This window comes from Roseovarius ramblicola, assembly GCF_042430665.1.
Lineage (GTDB): Bacteria > Pseudomonadota > Alphaproteobacteria > Rhodobacterales > Rhodobacteraceae > Roseovarius > Roseovarius ramblicola.
In genome coordinates, this window is sequence record NZ_JBHMEC010000008.1 from 315,977 (window position 1) to 334,921 (window position 18,945).

Here is an 18,945-nt window from a genome sequence, read left to right on the forward strand (position 1 = left end):
CGACCATGAAAGCGCACCAGATGTCCGAGGACACGACCAACCTTGCCCAACTCAACGATCGCTCGCGCGAGGTGTTTCGCCGCGTCGTCGAGGGCTATCTCGCCACCGGCGACCCGGTCGGCTCGCGTACCCTCACCCGCGATTTCTCCGAGAAGGTGAGCGCGGCCACCATCCGCAACGTCATGCAGGACCTCGAATATCTCGGCCTGCTGGGCAGCCCCCATATCAGCGCCGGCCGCGTGCCCACGCAGGAGGGGCTGCGCATGTTCGTCGACGGGCTGCTCGAGGTGGGCGGGCTCGAAGCCTCCGACCGCGAGCTGATCGATTCGACCGTCGCCAGCAATTCCCGCGACGTGACCGGTCTGCTCGACAGCATCGGTTCGGCGCTCTCCGGCGTCACCCACGGCGCGTCGCTGGTACTCGCCCCCAAGCACGAGGCCCCGATCAAGCATATCGAGTTCGTCAGCCTCGCCCATGACCGAGCGCTCGCCGTGCTGGTGTTTTCCGACGGGCAGGTGGAAAACCGGGTGTTCACCCCGCCGCCGGGCCAGACGCCAAGCTCGATGCGCGAGGCGGCCAATTTTCTCAACGCGCTGGTCGAGGGCAAGACGCTCTCGGACATGCAGCGCCGCATCAGCACCGAGATCGCCGCCCGGCGGCAGGAGATCGACGCGCTTGCACATGCCTTTGTCGAGAGCGGCCTCGCCGTGTGGGAGAGCGAGGGCGAGAATCACGAGCGCCTGATCGTGCGCGGCCGCGCCAATCTGATCGACGCCGATGTGGACGAGGCCGATCTCGAACGGATTCGCGTGCTGTTCGACGATCTCGAACGCAAGCGCGACATCGCCGAATTCCTCGAACGCGCCGACGAGGGCGAAGGCGTGCGCATTTTTATCGGCTCGGAGAACAAACTTTTCTCACTTTCGGGTTCCTCTTTGGTGGTCTCTCCATATATGAACGCTGACCGTAAGATCATTGGCGCGGTCGGGGTCATCGGCCCCACGCGCCTCAACTACGGGCGGATCGTGCCGATCGTGGACTACACGGCACAGCTCGTGGGCAGACTGATCTCCGACCGGAGTGAGAGGTAGACTATGGCAGAGCCGAAAGAACAGGGTTTCCTGGACGATATCGAGGAGGCCGCCGCCGAGGAGCGCGACGCCGCCGACGCGGTAGACCAGGGAACATCGCCGCAGGAGGCCGAGATCGACGCCCTGCGCGCCGAGCGTGACGCGCTCCAGGACAAGTTCATGCGCGCGCTGGCCGATGCCGAGAACGCGCGCAAGCGCTCCGACAAGGATCGCCGCGAGGCCGAGAATTACGGCGGCTCCCGGCTCGCCCGGGACATGCTGCCGGTGCATGACAATCTCAAGCGCGCGCTCGACACCATCACCGAGGATCAGCGTGCCGCCTCCGGCGCCCTCGTCGAGGGGATCGAGCTGACGCTGCGTGAGCTTCTCAACGTGTTCGCCAAGCATGGCATCACCGTGATCGATCCGCAGGTCGGCGACCGTTTCGATCCGCAACATCACGAGGCGATGTTCGAGGCGCCGCTGCCGGGCACCAAATCGGGCGAGATCATCCAGGTCTCGACGCAGGGATTCATGCTGCACGACCGTATCCTGCGCCCCGCGCAGGTGGGCGTGTCGTCGAACAAGGGCTGAAACAGGCCGGGGCTTATCCTGCCCCGTCCGCCCCCGGTCCGTCCGCCATCGTTTTCAACTCATAGATCAAATCCAGCGCCTCGCGCGGGCTGAGCGTATCCGGCAGCACCTCGGCCAGCCGCGCCTCAACGTGAGAGGCGCGCGGCGCGGCGGCGGTGGGTGCGGGCGTCGCGGCAAACAGCGGCAGGTCGTCGATCAGCGTCTGCCGCGCCGCGCCCCCCTCGCGCTCGCCCTTCTCCAGCGCATCGAGCACCACCCGCGCGCGCTCGACCACTGTCTCCGGCAGCCCCGCCAGTCGCGCAACCTGCACGCCATAGCTGCGATCCGCCGCGCCGCGCCGCACCTCGTGCAGGAAAATCACCTCGCCGTCATGCTCCTTGACGCTGACCGTGGCATTGGTCACCCGGTCGAGCCGGTCCGAAAGTCGCGTCATCTCGTGGTAATGCGTGGCAAACAGCGCGCGGCACCCGTTCACCTCGTGCAGGTGCTCCATCACCGCCCAGGCGATGCTGAGGCCGTCATAGGTCGCCGTGCCGCGCCCGATCTCGTCCAGGATCACCAGCGCATGATCGTCCGCCTGGTTGAGGATCGCCGCCGTCTCGACCATCTCCACCATGAAGGTCGAGCGCCCGCGGGCGAGATCGTCCGACGCGCCCACCCGGCTGAATAGCTGGCTGACGATCCCGACATGTGCCGCCCGCGCGGGCACATGGCTACCCATCTGCGCCAGCAGCGCGATCAGCGCGTTCTGCCGCAGGAACGTGGATTTCCCGGCCATGTTCGGCCCGGTCAGCAGCCAGATGTCGCTGTCGTCCCCGAGGTCGCAATCATTGGCGATGAACGGCGCGCCCCCCTCGGCGCGCAGCGCCCGCTCGACCACCGGATGCCGCCCGCCCGCGATATGCAGCGCGCGGCTGCCGTCCACCTCCGGCGCGCACCAGTCCTCGGCCACAGCGATCTCCGCCAGCGCCGCGGCCAGGTCGATTTCCGCCAGCCCCCGCGCCGCCTCTCCCAGCGGCCCGGCCTGCGCCAGAATATCCGTTTTCAGGCCATCATAGAGCCGCTTTTCGATCTCGATGGCCCGCCCCCCGGCGTTCAGGATACGGCTTTCCGTCTCGCTCAGCTCCGGCGTGGTGAACCGCAACTGGCTGGCCGTGGTCTGCCGATGCTTGAACGTCTCGTTGAGCGGCGCGGCCAGCATCTTGCCGGCATGCGTCGCCGTCACCTCGACGAAATAGCCCAGAACGTTGTTGTGCTTGATCTTCAGCGACGCGATGCCCGTCTGGCTGACATACTCCCCCTGCATGCGCGCGATCACCCCGCGCCCCTCGTCGCGAAGCTGCCGCACCTCGTCCAGGTCGTCATCGTACCCGGCGGCGATGAACCCGCCCTCGCGCACCAGCAGCGGCGGTTCGGCCACCAGCGCGCTGTCCAGCAGGTCGCGCAAGTCGTCATGCCCCGACAGGGACGTCACCGCCTCGCACAGCCGCCCGGGCAGATCGAGACCATTCAGCCGCCCCGCAATGCCCGCCGCCTGCGCCAGCGCGTCGCGCACCGCCGCCAGGTCGCGCGGCCCGCCCCGGTCGATCCCAAGCCGCGACAGCGCCCGGTCGAGATCGGGCACCTTGCGCAATGTATCCCGCAGAGCATCCCGCAATCGGGACCGTTCCACCAGAAACCCCACGCAATCCAGCCGCGCCTGCACCTCGTCAAGCCTCCGGCTCGGGCTCGACAGCCGCCGTTCCAGAAGCCGCCCGCCCCCCGCCGTCACCGTCCGGTCGATGGTGGACAACAGCGATCCGGCGCGCCGCCCGTCGGGCCCCTGCGTCAGCTCCAGGCTGCGCCGCGTCGCCGCGTCGATCTGCATCGCCGACCCTTGCGCCTCGCGCACCGGCACCCGCAGCAGCGGCAGCTTACCGCGCTGCGTGATCTCCAGCCACTCGATGATTGCCCCCATCGCCGCGATCTCGGGCCGCGAAAACGCGCCATAGGCATCCAGCGTGCCCACGCCATAGAGCGCACAAAGCCGCGCCTCCGCCCCCGCGCTGTCAAAGGCCGCTGCCCCCAGCGTGGTCAGCGCCACGCCAGACTCAGTCACTATTCCGGCGAAATCGCCCTCTTTCTCCTGCATCACCACAAGCTCGCGCGGCCCCAGCCGCGCCAGTTCCGCCCCCAGCCGTGCGCGCGACAGCCCCAAGACGTGAAACGCGCCCGTCGAGATATCCACCCAGGCCAGCGCCCCCTCGCCCCGCACCTCGGCAAAGGCGGCGAGAAAATTGTGCCGCCGCGCATCGAGCAGGCTCTCTTCGGTCAGCGTGCCGGGGGTCACGAGCCGCACCACCTCGCGCCGCACCACCGATTTCGCGCCGCGCTTCTTCGCCTCCGCCGGATCCTCCATCTGTTCGGCAATCGCCACGCGAAAGCCCTTGCGGATGAGCGCCAGCAGATACCCCTCGGCGGAATGCACCGGCACCCCGCACATGGCGATATCCTCGCCCAGGTGCTTGCCCCGCTTGGTGAGCGCGATATCCAGCGCCTCCGCAGCGGCCACCGCATCGTCAAAGAACAGCTCGTAGAAATCGCCCATCCGGTAGAACAGGAGCGCATCCGCGTGCTGCGCCTTGATCTCCAGATATTGCGCCATCATCGGCGTTACTGTCGCGTCGGTCTCGCTCAATGCTGCCCCCTGCCTTTGGCGCGGACCTTACAAACCCCCCGGTTTGCGCGAAAGCCCCTTCCGCCTTTCGGTTGAGACAACGTCCGTCCCCCGCTATTGAAGACTGACCATCTCCGAAAAGGCCGCCCCATGACCAACCCAAAATACACCCGCGAAGAGGCGCTCGCCTTCCACCTCGAGCCGACCCCCGGCAAATTCGAGATCACGGCCACCGTGCCGATGACCACACAGCGCGACCTCAGCCTCGCCTATTCTCCCGGCGTCGCCGTGCCGTGCGAGGAGATCGCGGCCAACCCCGAATTGGCCTATGACTACACCAACAAGGGCAACCTCGTCGCCGTCATCTCCAACGGGACTGCGGTTCTGGGCCTCGGCAATCTCGGCGCCCTCGGCTCCAAGCCGGTGATGGAGGGCAAGGCGGTGCTGTTCAAGCGCTTCGCCGACGTCAATTCCATCGACATCGAGCTCGATACCGAGGACCCGGATGCGTTCATCGACGCGGTGCGCCTGATGAGCCCCACCTTCGGCGGCATCAACCTCGAGGATATCAAGGCCCCCGAATGCTTCATCATCGAGCAACGTCTCAAGGAGGTGATGGACATCCCGGTGTTCCACGACGATCAGCACGGCACCGCCGTGATCTGCGCCGCCGGGCTGATCAACGCGCTGCACCTGTCGGGCAAGAAGATCGAGGATGTGCGCATCGTGCTCAACGGCGCCGGGGCGGCGGGTATCGCTTGTCTCGAATTGCTCAAGTCGATGGGCGCGCGGCACGACAACTGCATCATGTGCGACACCAAGGGCGTCATTTACCAGGGCCGCAGCGAAGGCATGAACCAGTGGAAATCCGCCCATGCCGCCGCGACCGACCGGCGCACCCTCGAAGACGCGATGAAGGACGCAGACGTGTTCCTCGGCGTGTCGGCCAAGGGCGCGGTGACGCAGGACATGGTCGCCTCGATGGCCGACAACCCGGTGATCTTCGCGATGGCCAACCCCGACCCCGAGATCACCCCCGAGGACGCCCATGCCGTGCGTCCCGACGCGATCGTGGCCACCGGACGCTCTGATTATCCCAACCAGGTCAACAATGTGCTTGGCTTCCCCTATCTCTTTCGCGGCGCGCTCGACGTCCATGCCCGCGCCATCAACGACGAGATGAAGATCGCCTGCGCCGAGGCGCTCGCCCGTCTCGCCCGGCTCGACGTGCCCGACGAGGTGGCGATGGCCTACGGGCGCAAGCTCGCCTTCGGGCGCGATTACATCATCCCCACACCGTTTGATCCGCGCCTCATCCACACCATCCCGCCCGCCGTCGCGCGCGCCGGGATGGACACCGGCGCGGCGCGCCGCCCCATCGTCGACATGGACGCCTACGAGTTGTCGCTCAAGTCTCGCATGGATCCGACGGCCAATATCCTGCGCGGCATCAACGCCCGCGCGCGCCGCGCTCAGGCGCGGATGATCTTTGCCGAGGGCGATGACGTGCGCGTGCTGCGCGCCGCGGTGCAGTATCAGCGCACCGGCCTCGGCAAGGCGCTCGTCGTCGGGCGCGACGACGACGTCAAGTCCAAGCTCGACGCCATCGGCATGTCCGACGCGGTGCGCGAGCTCGAGGTGGTCAACGCCGCCAAGACCGGCCGGCTCGACGAATACAAGGCGTTCCTCTACACGCGCCTTCAGCGCAAGGGCTTCGACCGGCAGGATGTGCACCGCCTCGCCGCGCGCGACCGGCACGTCTTTGCCGCGCTGATGCTCGCCCACGATCACGGCGACGCGCTCGTGACCGGGGCCACGCGCAAATCCGCCCATATCCTCGAACGGATCAACCACGTCTTCGACGCCGATGCCGGGCATGGCGCGGTGGGGGTGACGGCGCTGTTGCACAAGGGGCGCATCGTGCTGATCGCCGACACGCTGGTCCACGAATGGCCCGACGAGGAGGATCTTGCCACCATCGCCACCCGCGGTGCCGACGTGGCGCGCCATCTCGGGCTCGATCCGCGGGTGGCCTTCGTCAGTTTCTCCACCTTCGGCTATCCCGATTCCGAGCGCGCCGAGAAAATGCACCGTGCGCCGCTGGTGCTGGAGCGGCGCGGCGTCGATTTCGAGTTCGAGGGCGAGATGACCGTCGATGTGGCGCTCAACGCCCGCGCGCAGGAGAATTACCCGTTTCAGCGCCTCTCGGGGCCCGCCAACGTCCTCGTCGTGCCCGCGCGCCATTCGGCCTCGATCTCGGTCAAACTGATGCAGGAAATGGCCGGCGCCACGGTAATCGGCCCGATCCTCGCCGGGGTCGAATCCCCGATCCAGATCTGCTCGTCCAACTTCACCTCCAACGACATCCTCAACATGGCGGTGCTGGCGGCGTGCAAGGTGGGCTGACGCTGCGCGCGCGGCCACCCTGGGCCATGAGTATTTTCACCAGGAAGAAACCCCGTCACGATCCCCCGGCAAACGCGGCGGCGTCGCCCCACAGCGCCCGCACCCGCGCATCGCGCCCACAGGACTTGCGGTAGAGCTTGTAGGCGCTGGCCTTGGTGCGCGGCCCGAAACGGGTGAGGACGATGTCGCGGCTCCGGTGGTAATCCTGGTGATAGGCCCCGGCGGGCCAGAACCGGTCGAGCGCGCGCACCGGCGTGACGATGTCCTGACCCAGCGCCGCCGCGGCCTCGCGGATCGCGGCCTCGGCAAGTGCCTTTTCCGCCCGATCAGAGACGAAAATCGCGGTGGTATAGCTCTCCCCCCGGTCGCAGAATTGCCCGCCCGCATCGGTCGGGTCGATGGAGCGCAGAAACAGCCGGAGCAGGTCCGCGCGGCTCACCTTTCCCGGGTCGAAACTGATCCGCACCGCCTCCAGATGCCCGGTGCCGCCGCGTGTTACCTGTTTGTAGGTCGGGCTGTCCACATTGCCCCCGGCAAACCCTGCCTCGGCCCCGAACACGCCCGCGACGACCTCGAAATCCGCCTCCACGCACCAGAAACAGCCGCCCGCGACCACCAGCGTCGCGGGTTCGGCTGCCCCGGCGCGCCCGCCCTGCAAACACAGCGCCGCCGCGATCAGGAGCGCCAGCATCCCCGCCTTGAATTCCCTTAGTCCGATGGCCATGGCCTGCCCTCCCTGATGCGCCGAGGATGCCGTGCAAGCCCGTCACGCCCAACCGACAAACGCGTGACCTCACGCGCTGTTGAGCGCGGTTTCGCCCTTGGCCCGCTCCCCCGCCGCCGCTACCCTCGTCCCTGAAAGGAGCCGCCATGACCGATCACCAGACCACCCACGCCGCGCAGGAGGATGCCCGCAACGAGGCCATCCGCATCTGGCTCGATGGTCGCATCGTGCCGAAAGAGCAGGCGCTGGTCAGCGTCTATGACAGCGGCTTCATGCTGGGCGACGGCGTGTGGGAGGGGCTGCGCCTCTACAACGGCACATGGGCGTTCGCAGACGAGCATCTCGACCGCCTGTTCGAGGCCGCCCGCGCCATCGACCTCGATATCGGCATGACGCGGACAGAGCTGTTTCAGGCCATAACAGACACACAAGCTGCCAATGGCATGACCGATAATGCCCATGCCCGCCTGATGGTGACGCGCGGCGTCAAGACCCGGCCGTTCCAGCATCCTTCGCTGTCGCGCCAGGGCCCCACCATCGCCATCATCATGGAGCATTCGACCCCCTCCATCGCCCGCCCCATCCGCCTTGCCACCGTGCCGCATGTCCGCGGCCTGCCGATGACGCAGGACCCCAAGCTCAACTCGCATTCCAAGCTCAACTGCATTCTCGCCTGCATCGCCGCCGAAAAGGCCGGGGCCGACGAGGCGCTGATGCTCGATATCCACGGCTTCGTGAACACCACCAACGCCTGCAATTTCTTCATCGTCCGGCGGGGCGAGGTCTGGACCTCGACGGGCGACTACTGCATGAACGGCATCACGCGGCAAAAGGTCATCGACCTCTGCCGCGAGGATGGCATCCCCGTTTACGAGAAGAATTTTTCGCTGGTCGAGACCTACTCCGCCGCCGAGGCGTTCCTCACCGGCACGTTCGGCGCACAGACCCCGGTGGGCGAGATCGACGGCCGCACGATCGGCGACGGCGCGCAGGGCCCCGTCACGACCCGCATTCAGGACCTTTACAACGCTCTGATCCGGCGCGAAACGGCCTAGACCGGCCGCAGCAGCATCGCCTTTTCGCGCGCCGCGACGATCCCCTTGAGGCCCCCCGGCACCTCCGCATCGGCCAGCACCTCGATGGCATACCGCGCCCCGTGACAGCGCGCCACCTCGTCCTCGGTGACGGAAAACGGCGGGCCGTCCATCGCCGCCTGATCGTACTCGAACGTCACCAGAAGTTGCGGCGCGCCCGCCGTGATCCCGGACAGATGCGCGGCGTACCGGCGGCGCATCTCCTCCGGCAGCGCCACCAGCGCCGCGCGGTCATAGACCGCGTCCACCGGGCCGAGCACATCTGCCGTGATCTCAAGGATATCACCCGCGAAAATGTCGATCCCGTCGGCGGAATAGCGGCGATGCGATCCCGTTTCCGTCACCTCCGGCACCACCCCCATCTCCGCGAACAGGTCGCGCACCGCGATCTCGCTCAGCTCCGCCCCGGCCACGCGATAGCCCTGCGACAACAGCCAGGGGATATCCACGGCCTTGCCGCACAGCGGCAGGAACACGCGCTGCCCCGGCCCGAGGCCCAGCGCACCCACATGCGCCTCCAGCATCCGGTTCACGCGCCCCTCGTGAAAGCCGAGCCGCCCCTCTTGCCACCTGTCATGCCAGAATTGCGCGTCCATCGCCCATGGCCCCCTTTATCGCCTGCCCCGATGTGGTAGCAGAGTTGCGGGCAAAGCCAAGCGCTTGCGGCTCACGAACCGGGGAGCAAGGGGAGGGAAGGGGATGCGCATCGCCATGTGGTCGGGGCCGCGCAACCTGTCGACCGCGATGATGTACGCCTTCGCCGCGCGCGGCGATTGCGCGGTGGTGGACGAGCCGTTCTATGCCGCCTACCTCGCGCAGACCGGCCTCGATCACCCGATGCGCGACGCCATCCTCGCCGCGCAACCGCAGGACCCGGCCAGGGTGGTCGCGCGCCTCTTGGGCCCGGTTCCCGCGCAAAAGCCGCATTTCTACCAAAAGCACATGGCCCAGCACATGATCCCCGGCATCCCCCGCGACTGGGTACGCGAGGTGGTCAACGTGTTTCTCATCCGCCACCCGGCGCGCGTCGCCGCCAGCTTTTCCGCGAAATACGACAACCCCACCCTCGCCGATATCGGCTTTGTTCAGCAGGTCGAGCTTTATGAATACCTGGTTTCCGTGGGGCACGCCCCGGTGGTGATCGATTCGGCCGATATCCGGCGCGATCCGTCAACCATGTTGCAACGGCTTTGTGCCGCGCTGGGCCTCGACTGGACGCCCGCAATGCTCACCTGGCCGCGCGGCGGCCACGCCGATGACGGGGTCTGGGCGGCGCACTGGTACGGGGCGGTGCATGACAGCGCCGGCTTCGCCCCCGCCGAGGGGCCGCCGCCCGCGCTCGACGGTCCGCGCGCGGCATTGGCCGAGGCGGCGATGCCCGCCTACGACCGGCTGCGCGCCGTGGCGCTCTTGCCCGATTAGCAAATCCTTGCGCCACCGTGCCGGGCGCGCCGCGAGCCTCCCGGTTCGCGGCTTGAACCGTGCGGTTCGGCTCAGCCCTTGAGCCGCCGGTTCCGCGCCGCGAGCAGCTTCAGCCGCAGCGCGTTGAGCTGGATGAACCCGGCGGCATCCTTCTGGTCATAGGCCCCGGCATCCTCCTCGAACGTCACATGCGCCTCGGAATAGAGGCTGTGATCCGACCACCGCCCGACGGTCGTGGCCGCCCCCTTGTAGAGCTTGAGCCGGACGGTGCCGCACACATGATGTTGCGATTGGTCAATCGCCGCCTGCAACATCTCGCGTTCCGGGCTGAACCAGAAGCCGTTATAGATCAGCTCGGCATAGCGCGGCATGAGCCAATCCTTGAGGTGCCCGGCGCCGCTGTCGAGCGTGATCTGCTCGATCCCGCGATGCGCCTCCAGCAGGACGGTGCCGCCCGGCGTCTCGTAGATGCCGCGCGACTTCATCCCGACAAAGCGGTTCTCCACGAAATCGAGCCGCCCGATACCATGCTTGCCGCCCAATTCGTTGAGTTTTGTCAATATGTTGGCGGGGCTCATCGGGGTGCCGTCGATAGCCACGGCATCGCCTTTCTCGAAGGAAATTTCGATGAATTCCGGCGTGTCCGGCGCGTCCTCGGGGCGCACCGTCCGCTGATAGACATAGTCGGGCGCCGCCTCCGCCGGGTCTTCCAGAACCTTGCCCTCGCTCGACGTGTGCAGCAGGTTTGCATCCACCGAAAACGGCGCCTCGCCGCGCTTGTCCTTGGCGATCGGAATCTGGTTTTTCTCTGCAAAATCAAGTAGTCGCGTGCGGCTGGTCAGGTCCCATTCCCGCCACGGCGCGATCACCTTGATATCGGGGTTGAGCGCATAGGCTGCCAGTTCGAACCGCACCTGGTCGTTGCCCTTGCCGGTCGCGCCGTGGGCCACGGCATCGGCCCCGGTTTCGGCCGCGATCTCGACAAGGCGCTTTGAAATCAACGGCCTGGCGATCGAGGTGCCGAGCAGGTAGAGCCCTTCGTAGACGGCATTCGCGCGGAACATCGGAAACACGAAATCGCGCACGAATTCCTCGCGCACATCCTCGATATAGATATTTTCCTGTTTGATCCCAAGGAGTTTCGCCTTTTCCCGCGCGGGTTCCAGCTCCTCGCCCTGGCCCAGGTCGGCGGTAAAGGTCACCACCTCGCAGCCATATTCCGTCTGCAGCCATTTCAGGATGATCGAGGTATCGAGACCCCCGGAATAGGCCAGAACGACTTTCTTCGGCGCGGACATCATGCGTCTCCCTTCGCGGATTTCCCGCGCGATTAGCGGGTTTTGCGGGGCGGGGCAAGCCAGCCCCTTGCCAGCCGCCCGCGTTTGCGTCACTGACACGGCCATGTCCGAGTTCCGCGATACCGCCCGCGCCGCCGAGGCCGCCATGCGCGCCGTCTTTCCGGCCACGCCCCTGCAACGCAACGACCACCTGTCGGAGCGGTACGGGGCCGATATCTGGCTCAAGCGCGAGGATCTCAGCCCGGTCCGTTCCTACAAGCTGCGCGGCGCCTTCAACGCCATGCGCCATGTGCTCTCGGCGCGGCCCGCCACGGCACAGTTCGTCTGCGCGAGCGCCGGTAATCACGCGCAGGGCGTGGCCTGTATGTGCCGCCATTTCGGGGTGCATGGCACGATCTTCATGCCGGTGACGACACCGCAGCAAAAGATTGGAAAGACAGAGAAATTCGGCGGCGATGCCGTCACCATCCGGCTCATCGGCGACTATTTCGACGACACGCTCGCCGCCGCGCAGGCCTATTGCACGGAGGTGGGCGGACATTTCCTGCCGCCGTTCGACGACGAGGACGTGATCGCCGGTCAGGCCAGCGTCGCCGTCGAGATCGAGATGCAGATGGACCGGCTGCCCGATCACCTGTTCCTGCCGGTTGGCGGCGGCGGGCTGTCCTCCGGCGTGCGCAGCTATTTCGGCGACCGCGTGCCGCTCACCCTGGTCGAGCCCGCGGGCGGGGCCTGTCTTGCCGCGGCGGTCGGGGCCGGGGCACCGGTGCGGCTGGATCAGGTGAATACCTTTGCCGACGGGGCGGCGGTGGCGCAGATCGGCGCGCGCCCCTTCGCGCGGCTCGCCCCGCATGACGGCTACAGCCTTCTGACCGTTGCCGAGGACCGGCTCTGCACCACCATGCTCGAGATGCTCAATGTCGAGGGCATCGTGCTCGAGCCGGCGGGCGCGCTGTCGGTCGATGCGCTCAAGGATATGGCCTCGGTTATCCGTGGTAAAACAGTCGTTTGCGTCACCTCCGGCGGCAATTTCGATTTCGAGCGGCTGCCCGAGGTCAAGGAGCGCGCGCAGCGCTTCTCGGGGCTCAAGAAATATTTCATCCTGCGGATGCCGCAGCGCCCCGGCGCACTGCGCGATTTTCTCGACGTGCTCGGCCCCGACGACGATATCGCGCGGTTCGAATACCTCAAGAAATCCGCGCGCAATTTCGGCTCGGTCCTGATCGGGATCGAGACCACGCATGCCGGCAATTTCGACGCGCTGATCGAGCGGCTCGACCGGACCGGATTCGCGTATCGCGACATCACGCGCGACGAGGTTCTGGCCGAGTTCCTCATCTAGAGCTCCTTGAACATGCGAAATCAAGAAGTTGGAGCGTGTCGCGTGAATGCGAATGAACGCGGGCACGCTCTAGGCGGCGATCCCCTCGGCGATCCCGGCGAGAAACGCGGCTCTCGACGTCTCATAGCCGGACACGATCCCGGGGATGTCCACGCTGTCGCGCGCGCCGGCGCACGCTTGTGCCTCGCCATCGGCGCACAGGTCCGCGAACGCGGCAAAGCCGAGGTTGAGCGCGCCGCCCTTCAGGAAATGCAACTGTGCCCCGAGATCGTCCTCCGTCGTGGCGGTGCGCAGCACCGCCAGCGCCGTCTCCACTTCCTCCAGGAACAGGTCGAGCACCTCCTCGAAAGCGTCGGCACCGATCTCTTCCCGCAGTTCACGCACCCGGCTCCAGTCTATCATGTCGGTCTCTCCCGCATTTTCGCCAGTCTCCCCACGAGGTCTTCAGAACGTGTTAACGCCGACGGGAAAATACCGGAAAATTTTACCATTCACGGAATGTAAAGATACCCGATGCGAGCCTCGCCGCGTAACATTCAGGGGTGAGAGCGGTGCGGCTCGCGAACATGACCGAAGATCAGGCAGGCGGCCCCGCGGCGCCGCGCCGCGTGCTCGTTGTCGATGACAGCCGGGCGCAGCGGCGCATTCTCGGCAGCTATCTGCGGCAATGGGGCTATGCCGTGGAAGAGGCGGCAAGCGGTGGCGAGGCGATCGGCATCTGTCACCGCGACCTCCCCGATCTGGTGGTCAGCGACTGGATGATGCCGGGGATGAGCGGCCCGGAATTCTGCCGCGCCATCCGCGGTATGAAGAGCGAAAGCTACGTCTATTTCATCCTGCTCACCTCCAAGAGCGGCAAGGAAGAGGTCGCGCTCGGTCTGGATGACGGGGCCGATGATTTCCTGACCAAGCCGGTCAATTCCGCCGAGCTGCGGGCGCGCATGGCCGCCGGCACGCGCATCCTCGACATGGAGCAACAGCTTCTCGCCAGGAATCGCCTCGTCCGGGCCACGCTGGACGAATTGCAGGCGCTCTATGATTCGCTCGACAGCGACCTGGTCGAGGCCAAGAAGCTGCAACAATCGCTGCTCAGCGAGCGGTACCGCGATCTCGGTCCGGCGGAGGTGTCGCTGGCGCTGCATTCCTCCGGCCATGTCGGCGGCGATCTGGTGGGCATGTTTCCGATTTCCGATACCCATGTCGGCCTCTATGGCCTCGACGTATCGGGTCACGGAATCAGTTCCGCGCTGATGACCGCGCGGCTTGCCGGGTATCTTTCGGCCACCGTGCCCGAGCACAACCTCGCCCTGCAGGAGGTTGCGCCGGGCCGCTTTGCCGCGCGCCCCCCGGCCGAGACGGTGGCGCGGCTCAACCATGTGTTCCTCTCCGATCTCGAGACCGAGCATTACTTCACCATCGCACTCGCCGATGTCGATCTCGCAACGGGGCGTGTGATTCTCACGCAGGCCGGGCACCCGCACCCGGCGGTGCAGCGCGCGGATGGGTCGGTCGAGTTCGTGGGACAGGGCGGCCTGCCTGTCGGGCTCATCGAGGAGGCGCGCTTCGACCAGATTGAGTTCACGCTCGCCCCCGGCGACCGGCTGCTCATCCATTCCGACGGAATCACCGAGTGTGCCGCCCCCGATGGCACCATGCTCGACGATACCGGCCTCGCCGCGATCATGGTGCACCTGCGGCAGACACGCGGCCCGGCCTTTCTCGAATCACTCATGTGGAAGCTGTCCGATCACGCGGGCGAGGCGCGTTTTACCGACGATATCTCGGCGGTTCTGCTGGAACTGAGGCCCATGCCGCGGCCCGGCTGACAAAGTGCCGGTCGCCCGCATTGCCGAGCTCGCGGGCGGCGCGCGCCGGCGATATCCACAGCGCATGATGCCCCGGTTCGGTCGGAGACCCCAGCCGCCGCACCGGGCGGGCGCTGTAGATCACGCAGAGCTTTTCCGCCCAGAGATCGTAGTCCGGCATATAGGCGAACCGGCGAAACACCCCGATGCGCCGCGGCCGCGCGATCAGCCAGCCGGTCTCCTCCCACACCTCGCGATGGAGCGCGCGCAGCGGCGATTCGCCCGGGTCGATCCCACCCCCGGGCAGTTGCAGCTCGGGCACCGGTTCGGCCTGATGCGTCACCAGGATCCGCCCGCCCCGCGGCAGCACCGCATAGACGCCGGGCCGGGGCCGATAGCGGATTCCGGGCCGCGGCGGCTCGCCGAATCGCCGTGTCATGCCGTCTCTCCCATGCCCGCCTTGTCCTGCCCGCGCGCTCGCGATATGCCCGACCCGCGCAGCGAAGGAAAGCCCATGACGTTTGGACAGAGGTTGGCCTGGGACGACACGGTCCTGCCGTTCCAGCTCGATCACGCGGATATCCGCGGCCGGGTCGCGCGGCTCGACGGCGTGCTCGACGCGATCCTGGAGCAGCACGATTATCCCCCGGCGGTCGAGGCCCTGATCGCCGAGATGGCGCTCCTGACCGCGCTGATCGGCCAGACCATCAAGCTGCGCTGGAAGCTGTCGCTCCAGCTTCAGAGCAAGGGCGCCGTGCGCCGCATCGCCAGCGACTATTTCGCCCCCGCGAAAGAGGGTGATCCGGCCCGGATGCGCGCCTATGCCAGCTTCGACGGCGACATGATCACCGACGGTGACGCCTTCGCGCAGCTCGACGAGGGCTACTTCGCCGTGCTGCTCGATCAGGGCCAGGGCACCACCCCCTACCAGGGCATCACCCCGATCGCCGGCGCGGCCCTGCGCAATTGCGCCGAGGCATATTTCGCCCAGTCCGAGCAATTGCCCACCCGGTTCGCGCTCAGCTTCGGCCGCTCCACCGAACCGGGCGGGGCCGAGCACTGGCGCGCCGGTGGCGTGATGCTGCAGCACATGCCCCAGGCGTCGCCCTCCGCCACCGGCGGCGGCTCGGGCGAGGGCGGTCTGCTCGCCGCCCGCGACATCGTGCACGGCGACGATGCCGAGAACTGGGGCCGTGCCAACCACCTGCTCGACACGGTCGAAACGCTGGAGCTGATCGGGCCGTCCGTTTCCCCCGCCGACCTTCTGGTGCGCCTCTTCCACGACGAGGCCCCCCGCGTCTTCGAGATGCAGCCGGTGCGCTTCGGCTGCACCTGCTCCGAGGAGCGGGTGCGCAACAGCCTGTCGATCTATTCGGCCCGCGACATCGCCAGCATGACCACCGACGAGGGCATCGTCACCGCCGATTGCCAGTTCTGCGGGGCGCATTACCGGCTCGACCCGGCCACCCTCGGCTTCGATGCCCCGGAGGCCCCGGGTGACACCGAGTGATCCCCTCACCCGCATTCTGAGGGCGGCGGGCACAGCACGCGCGGGATCGTCCGATTACGATCTCAACCCCGGCGTCACCCTGCCGGAGGGGCGGCGGCTGCGCCCCGCCGCCGTGCTCGTGGCGGTCGACACGGGCGGCGATGCGCCGCGCGTGATCCTGACCATGCGCTCTTCGGTAATGCGGCACCATCCCGGTCAGATCGCCTTTCCCGGCGGCAAGCAGGATGCGGGCGACCCGGACCTGCACGCCACCGCCCTGCGCGAGGCGCACGAGGAGATCGGCCTCGCCCCCGGTTCCGTGGAGATCCTCGCCGACCTGCCGCGCCACGAGACGGTCACCGGCTTCGACGTGACGCCGGTGCTCGCCCGCGTCACCGCACCCTTCACCGCCGTGGCCGAGCCGGGCGAGGTGGCCGAAGTGTTCGCCGTGCCGCTGGCGCACGTCCTCGATCCCGGCCGTTTCCGCGTCGAGCAGCGCCGCTGGAAGGGGACGTGGCGGCGCTATTACACGGTGCCTTTTGGGCCCTACTACATCTGGGGCGCGACCGCCCGCATCCTGCGGGTGATGGCCGATATGGCGGGCCGGTCATGAGGATCGAGGACGACTGGATCCGCCGCCCCGGGACCCGCGCGGTCTGTGACGCCCTTGTCGCTGGCGGCTACAGGGCGCTGTTCGTCGGCGGCTGCGTGCGCAACGCGCTTCTGGGCGTGCCGGTGGGCGATATCGACATCGCCACCGACGCGCCCCCCGAGGCGGTGATGGCCTGCGCGCAAGAGGCCGAACTCAGGCCGGTCCCCACCGGCATTGAACACGGAACGATCACCGTGGTCTCGGGCGGGGTGCCGCACGAGGTGACCACCTTTCGCGCCGATATCGAGACCGATGGACGCCATGCACAGGTGGCCTTCGGCCAGAGCATCGAGGCCGACGCGCGCCGTCGCGATTTCACCATGAACGCCCTCTATGCCACGCCCGACGGGCATGTGATCGACCCGCTTGGCGGGCTGCCCGATCTGCGCGCCCGCCGCGTCCGCTTTATCGGTGATCCGGCGCAGCGCATACGCGAGGACACCCTGCGCATCCTGCGGTTTTTCCGCTTTCACGCCTGCTACGGCGATCCCGAGGGCGGGCTTGACGCCGAGGGGCTCGCCGCGTGCGCCACCGCGCAAGACAGCCTCGCCACCCTCTCGCGAGAGCGGATCGGGGCCGAGATGCGCAAGCTTCTGGGCGCCCCGGATCCCGCGCCCTCGGTCGCCGCGATGCAGGCGGCGGGCGTGCTCGGGGCGATCCTGCCGGGGGCCGACGGCGCGGCGCTCGCCCCGCTTGTCCACATCGAGTCAGAGACCGGCACGCCCCCCGATTCCCTCCGCCGCCTCGCCGCGCTGGGCGGCGAGGATGTGCCGGAGCGGCTGCGCCTCTCGCGCGCCGAATCGCGGCGGCTGGCGCGCCTGCGCGACGGGATCGCGGACCCCGTGTCACCCGCCGAACTGGGCTATCGTCTCGGGGTCCGGGATGGCGGCGATATCGTGCTCCTGCGCGCGGCGCTCCTTGGCACGCCGCCTGCGCCGGACGCGTTCGACGATCTGCGGCGCGGCGCGGCGGCGGTCTGTCCCGTTCGCGCCACCGACCTGATGCCCGGGCATTCCGGGGCGGACCTCGGCCGCCGCCTGTCCGAGATCGAGGCCCGCTGGATCGCCTCGGGCTTTACCCTCGGTCGCGAGGACCTGCTGTGAGCACGCACCGTATCCTGCGGCTCGGCGCGCGCGGCGACGGCGTGGCCGAGGGGCCGCTCTTCGCGCCGCGCACCCTGCCGGGCGAGGAGGTGAGCGGCACGCAGGATGGCCAGCGCCTCGCCGATATCCGCATCCTCACGCCCTCTCCCGACCGTGTCCGCGCGCCCTGCCGCCATTTCGCGCAATGCGGCGGCTGCCAGCTTCAGCACGCCTCTGACGGCTTCGTGGCGGACTGGAAGGCAGAGCAGGTGCGCGCCGCGCTGCGCGGGCGTGGCATCGAGGCGGAGATCCTGCCGGTGCTCACCTCGCCGCCCGCCTCCCGCCGCCGCGCGGTGCTGGCGGCGCGGCGCACGAAATCCGGCGCGCTGGCGGGCTTTCACGCGCGGGCCAGCGATCTGGTGGTCGAGGTGCCCGACTGTCACCTGCTGCATCCCGATCTCATGCCCGCGCTGGGCGCGGCCCGCGATCTCGCGATCATCGGGACGAGCCGCAAGGCCGAAATCGCGGTCACGGCGACGCTGTCGCGCGCCGGTCCCGATCTCGCGGTTGCGGGCGGCAAGCCGCTCGACGGGCCGCTGCGTCTGGCGCTCGCGGCGCTGGCCGAGCGGCACGATCTCGCACGCCTGACATGGGAGGACGAGACGGTGCTCACCCGCCGCGCGCCGGTGCAGGATTTTGGCGGGGTGCCCGTGGTGCCGCCGCCCGGCGCCTTCCTTCAGGCCACCGCCGAGGGCGAGGCGGCCCTCGTGGCCGAGGTGCTGGCATGTCTCGACGGCGCGCGGCGTGTGGCCGATCTCTTTGCCGGGTGCGGCACCTTCACGTTTCCGCTGGCGCGGCGCGCGGCGGTGCACGCGGTCGAGGGCGCACCGGGGATGATCGCCGCGCTCGATCACGCCGCGCGGCACGCGCAGGGGCTGCGGCCCGTCACCCACGCGGCGCGCGATCTCTTTCGCCGCCCGCTCGATGCGCAGGATTTGGCTCGGTTCGACGCCGTGGTGATCGACCCGCCCCGCGCCGGGGCCGAGGCGCAGATCGCCGAGCTGGCGCGTTCGCGCGTGCCGCGTATTGCCCATGTCTCGTGCAACCCTGTGACATTCGCCCGCGATGCCGCGGCGTTGCTGGCCGCGGGTTATCGCATGGGGCCGGTGCGGGTGGTCGATCAGTTCCGCTGGTCGGCGCATGTCGAGCTTGCGGCGGGCTTTCACCTGCACTGACGGAATACCGACACGATACCGACGCGATACAGCTAGGCAATTTTCGCCGAATCCGGTACCTTGTGGAGAAAACCCA

At 67.9% G+C, this 18,945-nt stretch carries 17 protein-coding genes; 11 read left to right on the plus strand and 6 right to left on the minus strand.

The genetic code is table 11. The annotated features are described in order from the left end of the window. The first annotated feature begins 20 nt into the window (after positions 1-20). On the plus strand, positions 21-1,091 hold the full coding sequence (hrcA, locus tag ACFFU4_RS05040; protein ID WP_377067684.1) for a heat-inducible transcriptional repressor HrcA: 1,071 nt from the start codon (positions 21-23) through the stop codon (positions 1,089-1,091). 3 nt (positions 1,092-1,094) lie between these two features. Next, on the plus strand, positions 1,095-1,664 hold the full coding sequence (locus tag ACFFU4_RS05045; protein ID WP_377067686.1) for a nucleotide exchange factor GrpE: 570 nt from the start codon (positions 1,095-1,097) through the stop codon (positions 1,662-1,664). A gap of 13 nt (positions 1,665-1,677) precedes the next feature. On the opposite strand, the gene mutS is transcribed toward ACFFU4_RS05045, so the two are convergent. Next, positions 1,678-4,311 (minus strand): DNA mismatch repair protein MutS, encoded by a 2,634-nt coding sequence (mutS, locus tag ACFFU4_RS05050; RefSeq protein WP_377067827.1) that lies wholly within the window; start codon positions 4,309-4,311, stop codon positions 1,678-1,680. 159 nt (positions 4,312-4,470) lie between these two features. Between mutS and ACFFU4_RS05055 the strand changes: the two genes are divergently transcribed. Then, positions 4,471-6,726: an NADP-dependent malic enzyme gene (locus ACFFU4_RS05055; protein ID WP_377067688.1), complete on the plus strand. Its 2,256-nt coding sequence runs from the start codon at positions 4,471-4,473 to the stop codon at positions 6,724-6,726. Positions 6,727-6,781: 55 nt separating this feature from the next. Here the strand turns inward: ACFFU4_RS05055 and msrA are convergent, their stop codons facing one another. Beyond that, the gene (msrA, locus tag ACFFU4_RS05060) at positions 6,782-7,450 is read right to left on the minus strand and encodes a peptide-methionine (S)-S-oxide reductase MsrA (protein ID WP_377067690.1); all 669 of its coding nucleotides are present in this window, start codon (positions 7,448-7,450) and stop codon (positions 6,782-6,784) included. Positions 7,451-7,596: 146 nt separating this feature from the next. On the opposite strand from msrA, the gene ACFFU4_RS05065 reads away from it, so the two are divergent. Next, positions 7,597-8,505: a D-amino acid aminotransferase gene (locus ACFFU4_RS05065; RefSeq protein ID WP_377067692.1), complete on the plus strand. Its 909-nt coding sequence runs from the start codon at positions 7,597-7,599 to the stop codon at positions 8,503-8,505. Here ACFFU4_RS05065 and tmpT read toward each other — a convergent pair. After that, on the minus strand, positions 8,502-9,140 hold the full coding sequence (gene tmpT, locus ACFFU4_RS05070; protein ID WP_377067694.1) for a thiopurine S-methyltransferase: 639 nt from the start codon (positions 9,138-9,140) through the stop codon (positions 8,502-8,504). The genes ACFFU4_RS05065 and tmpT overlap by 4 nt on opposite strands. A gap of 103 nt (positions 9,141-9,243) precedes the next feature. On the opposite strand from tmpT, the gene ACFFU4_RS05075 reads away from it, so the two are divergent. After that, on the plus strand, positions 9,244-9,966 hold the full coding sequence (locus ACFFU4_RS05075) for a sulfotransferase-like domain-containing protein (RefSeq protein WP_377067696.1): 723 nt from the start codon (positions 9,244-9,246) through the stop codon (positions 9,964-9,966). A 71-nt stretch (positions 9,967-10,037) separates the two neighbouring features. Here the strand turns inward: ACFFU4_RS05075 and ACFFU4_RS05080 are convergent, their stop codons facing one another. Continuing rightward, positions 10,038-11,264 carry an argininosuccinate synthase gene (locus ACFFU4_RS05080; RefSeq protein WP_377067698.1) on the minus strand — a complete coding sequence of 409 codons (1,227 nt, stop codon included), beginning with the start codon at positions 11,262-11,264 and terminating at the stop codon, positions 10,038-10,040. Between the two features lie 103 nt (positions 11,265-11,367). On the opposite strand from ACFFU4_RS05080, the gene ilvA reads away from it, so the two are divergent. Next, positions 11,368-12,606: a threonine ammonia-lyase IlvA gene (ilvA, locus tag ACFFU4_RS05085; RefSeq protein WP_377067700.1), complete on the plus strand. Its 1,239-nt coding sequence runs from the start codon at positions 11,368-11,370 to the stop codon at positions 12,604-12,606. A 69-nt stretch (positions 12,607-12,675) separates the two neighbouring features. On the opposite strand, the gene ACFFU4_RS05090 is transcribed toward ilvA, so the two are convergent. Continuing rightward, positions 12,676-13,008: an Hpt domain-containing protein gene (locus ACFFU4_RS05090; protein ID WP_377067702.1), complete on the minus strand. Its 333-nt coding sequence runs from the start codon at positions 13,006-13,008 to the stop codon at positions 12,676-12,678. A 164-nt stretch (positions 13,009-13,172) separates the two neighbouring features. Here ACFFU4_RS05090 and ACFFU4_RS05095 point away from each other — a divergent pair, with 164 nt between their 5' ends. Next, positions 13,173-14,432, plus strand: a complete 1,260-nt coding sequence (locus tag ACFFU4_RS05095; RefSeq protein ID WP_377067704.1) for a PP2C family protein-serine/threonine phosphatase — start codon at positions 13,173-13,175, stop codon at positions 14,430-14,432. Here ACFFU4_RS05095 and ACFFU4_RS05100 read toward each other — a convergent pair. After that, positions 14,374-14,850 (minus strand): NUDIX hydrolase, encoded by a 477-nt coding sequence (locus tag ACFFU4_RS05100; protein WP_377067706.1) that lies wholly within the window; start codon positions 14,848-14,850, stop codon positions 14,374-14,376. The two genes, ACFFU4_RS05095 and ACFFU4_RS05100, sit on opposite strands and share 59 nt — an antisense overlap. 75 nt (positions 14,851-14,925) lie before the next feature. Between ACFFU4_RS05100 and hslO the strand changes: the two genes are divergently transcribed. The 4 genes from hslO to ACFFU4_RS05120 are packed head-to-tail and all read left to right on the plus strand — an operon-like array spanning position 14,926 to position 18,869. After that, on the plus strand, positions 14,926-15,921 hold the full coding sequence (gene hslO / locus ACFFU4_RS05105) for an Hsp33 family molecular chaperone HslO (protein ID WP_377067708.1): 996 nt from the start codon (positions 14,926-14,928) through the stop codon (positions 15,919-15,921). After that, on the plus strand, positions 15,890-16,513 hold the full coding sequence (locus ACFFU4_RS05110) for a CoA pyrophosphatase (protein WP_377067710.1): 624 nt from the start codon (positions 15,890-15,892) through the stop codon (positions 16,511-16,513). The genes hslO and ACFFU4_RS05110 overlap by 32 nt, the downstream gene beginning before the upstream one ends. Beyond that, positions 16,510-17,655, plus strand: coding sequence for a CCA tRNA nucleotidyltransferase (locus tag ACFFU4_RS05115; RefSeq protein ID WP_377067712.1), 1,146 nt, complete (start codon positions 16,510-16,512; stop codon positions 17,653-17,655). The genes ACFFU4_RS05110 and ACFFU4_RS05115 overlap by 4 nt, the downstream gene beginning before the upstream one ends. Next, the gene (locus ACFFU4_RS05120) at positions 17,652-18,869 is read left to right on the plus strand and encodes a class I SAM-dependent RNA methyltransferase (RefSeq protein WP_377067714.1); all 1,218 of its coding nucleotides are present in this window, start codon (positions 17,652-17,654) and stop codon (positions 18,867-18,869) included. Before ACFFU4_RS05115 ends, ACFFU4_RS05120 begins: the two co-directional genes overlap by 4 nt. Positions 18,870-18,945 lie beyond the last annotated feature (76 nt).

Bases quoted from the DNA above. Each gene is read 5' to 3' on its own strand.
- hrcA (WP_377067684.1), top strand. From the start codon at position 21: ATGTCCGAGGACACGACCAACCTTGCCCAACTCAACGATCGCTCGCGC.
- ACFFU4_RS05045 (WP_377067686.1), top strand. From the start codon at position 1,095: ATGGCAGAGCCGAAAGAACAGGGTTTCCTGGACGATATCGAGGAGGCC.
- mutS (WP_377067827.1), bottom strand. From the start codon at position 4,311: ATGATGGCGCAATATCTGGAGATCAAGGCGCAGCACGCGGATGCGCTC.
- ACFFU4_RS05055 (WP_377067688.1), top strand. From the start codon at position 4,471: ATGACCAACCCAAAATACACCCGCGAAGAGGCGCTCGCCTTCCACCTC.
- msrA (WP_377067690.1), bottom strand. From the start codon at position 7,450: ATGGCCATCGGACTAAGGGAATTCAAGGCGGGGATGCTGGCGCTCCTG.
- ACFFU4_RS05065 (WP_377067692.1), top strand. From the start codon at position 7,597: ATGACCGATCACCAGACCACCCACGCCGCGCAGGAGGATGCCCGCAAC.
- tmpT (WP_377067694.1), bottom strand. From the start codon at position 9,140: ATGGACGCGCAATTCTGGCATGACAGGTGGCAAGAGGGGCGGCTCGGC.
- ACFFU4_RS05075 (WP_377067696.1), top strand. From the start codon at position 9,244: ATGCGCATCGCCATGTGGTCGGGGCCGCGCAACCTGTCGACCGCGATG.
- ACFFU4_RS05080 (WP_377067698.1), bottom strand. From the start codon at position 11,264: ATGTCCGCGCCGAAGAAAGTCGTTCTGGCCTATTCCGGGGGTCTCGAT.
- ilvA (WP_377067700.1), top strand. From the start codon at position 11,368: ATGTCCGAGTTCCGCGATACCGCCCGCGCCGCCGAGGCCGCCATGCGC.
- ACFFU4_RS05090 (WP_377067702.1), bottom strand. From the start codon at position 13,008: ATGATAGACTGGAGCCGGGTGCGTGAACTGCGGGAAGAGATCGGTGCC.
- ACFFU4_RS05095 (WP_377067704.1), top strand. From the start codon at position 13,173: ATGACCGAAGATCAGGCAGGCGGCCCCGCGGCGCCGCGCCGCGTGCTC.
- ACFFU4_RS05100 (WP_377067706.1), bottom strand. From the start codon at position 14,850: ATGACACGGCGATTCGGCGAGCCGCCGCGGCCCGGAATCCGCTATCGG.
- hslO (WP_377067708.1), top strand. From the start codon at position 14,926: ATGACGTTTGGACAGAGGTTGGCCTGGGACGACACGGTCCTGCCGTTC.
- ACFFU4_RS05110 (WP_377067710.1), top strand. From the start codon at position 15,890: ATGCCCCGGAGGCCCCGGGTGACACCGAGTGATCCCCTCACCCGCATT.
- ACFFU4_RS05115 (WP_377067712.1), top strand. From the start codon at position 16,510: ATGAGGATCGAGGACGACTGGATCCGCCGCCCCGGGACCCGCGCGGTC.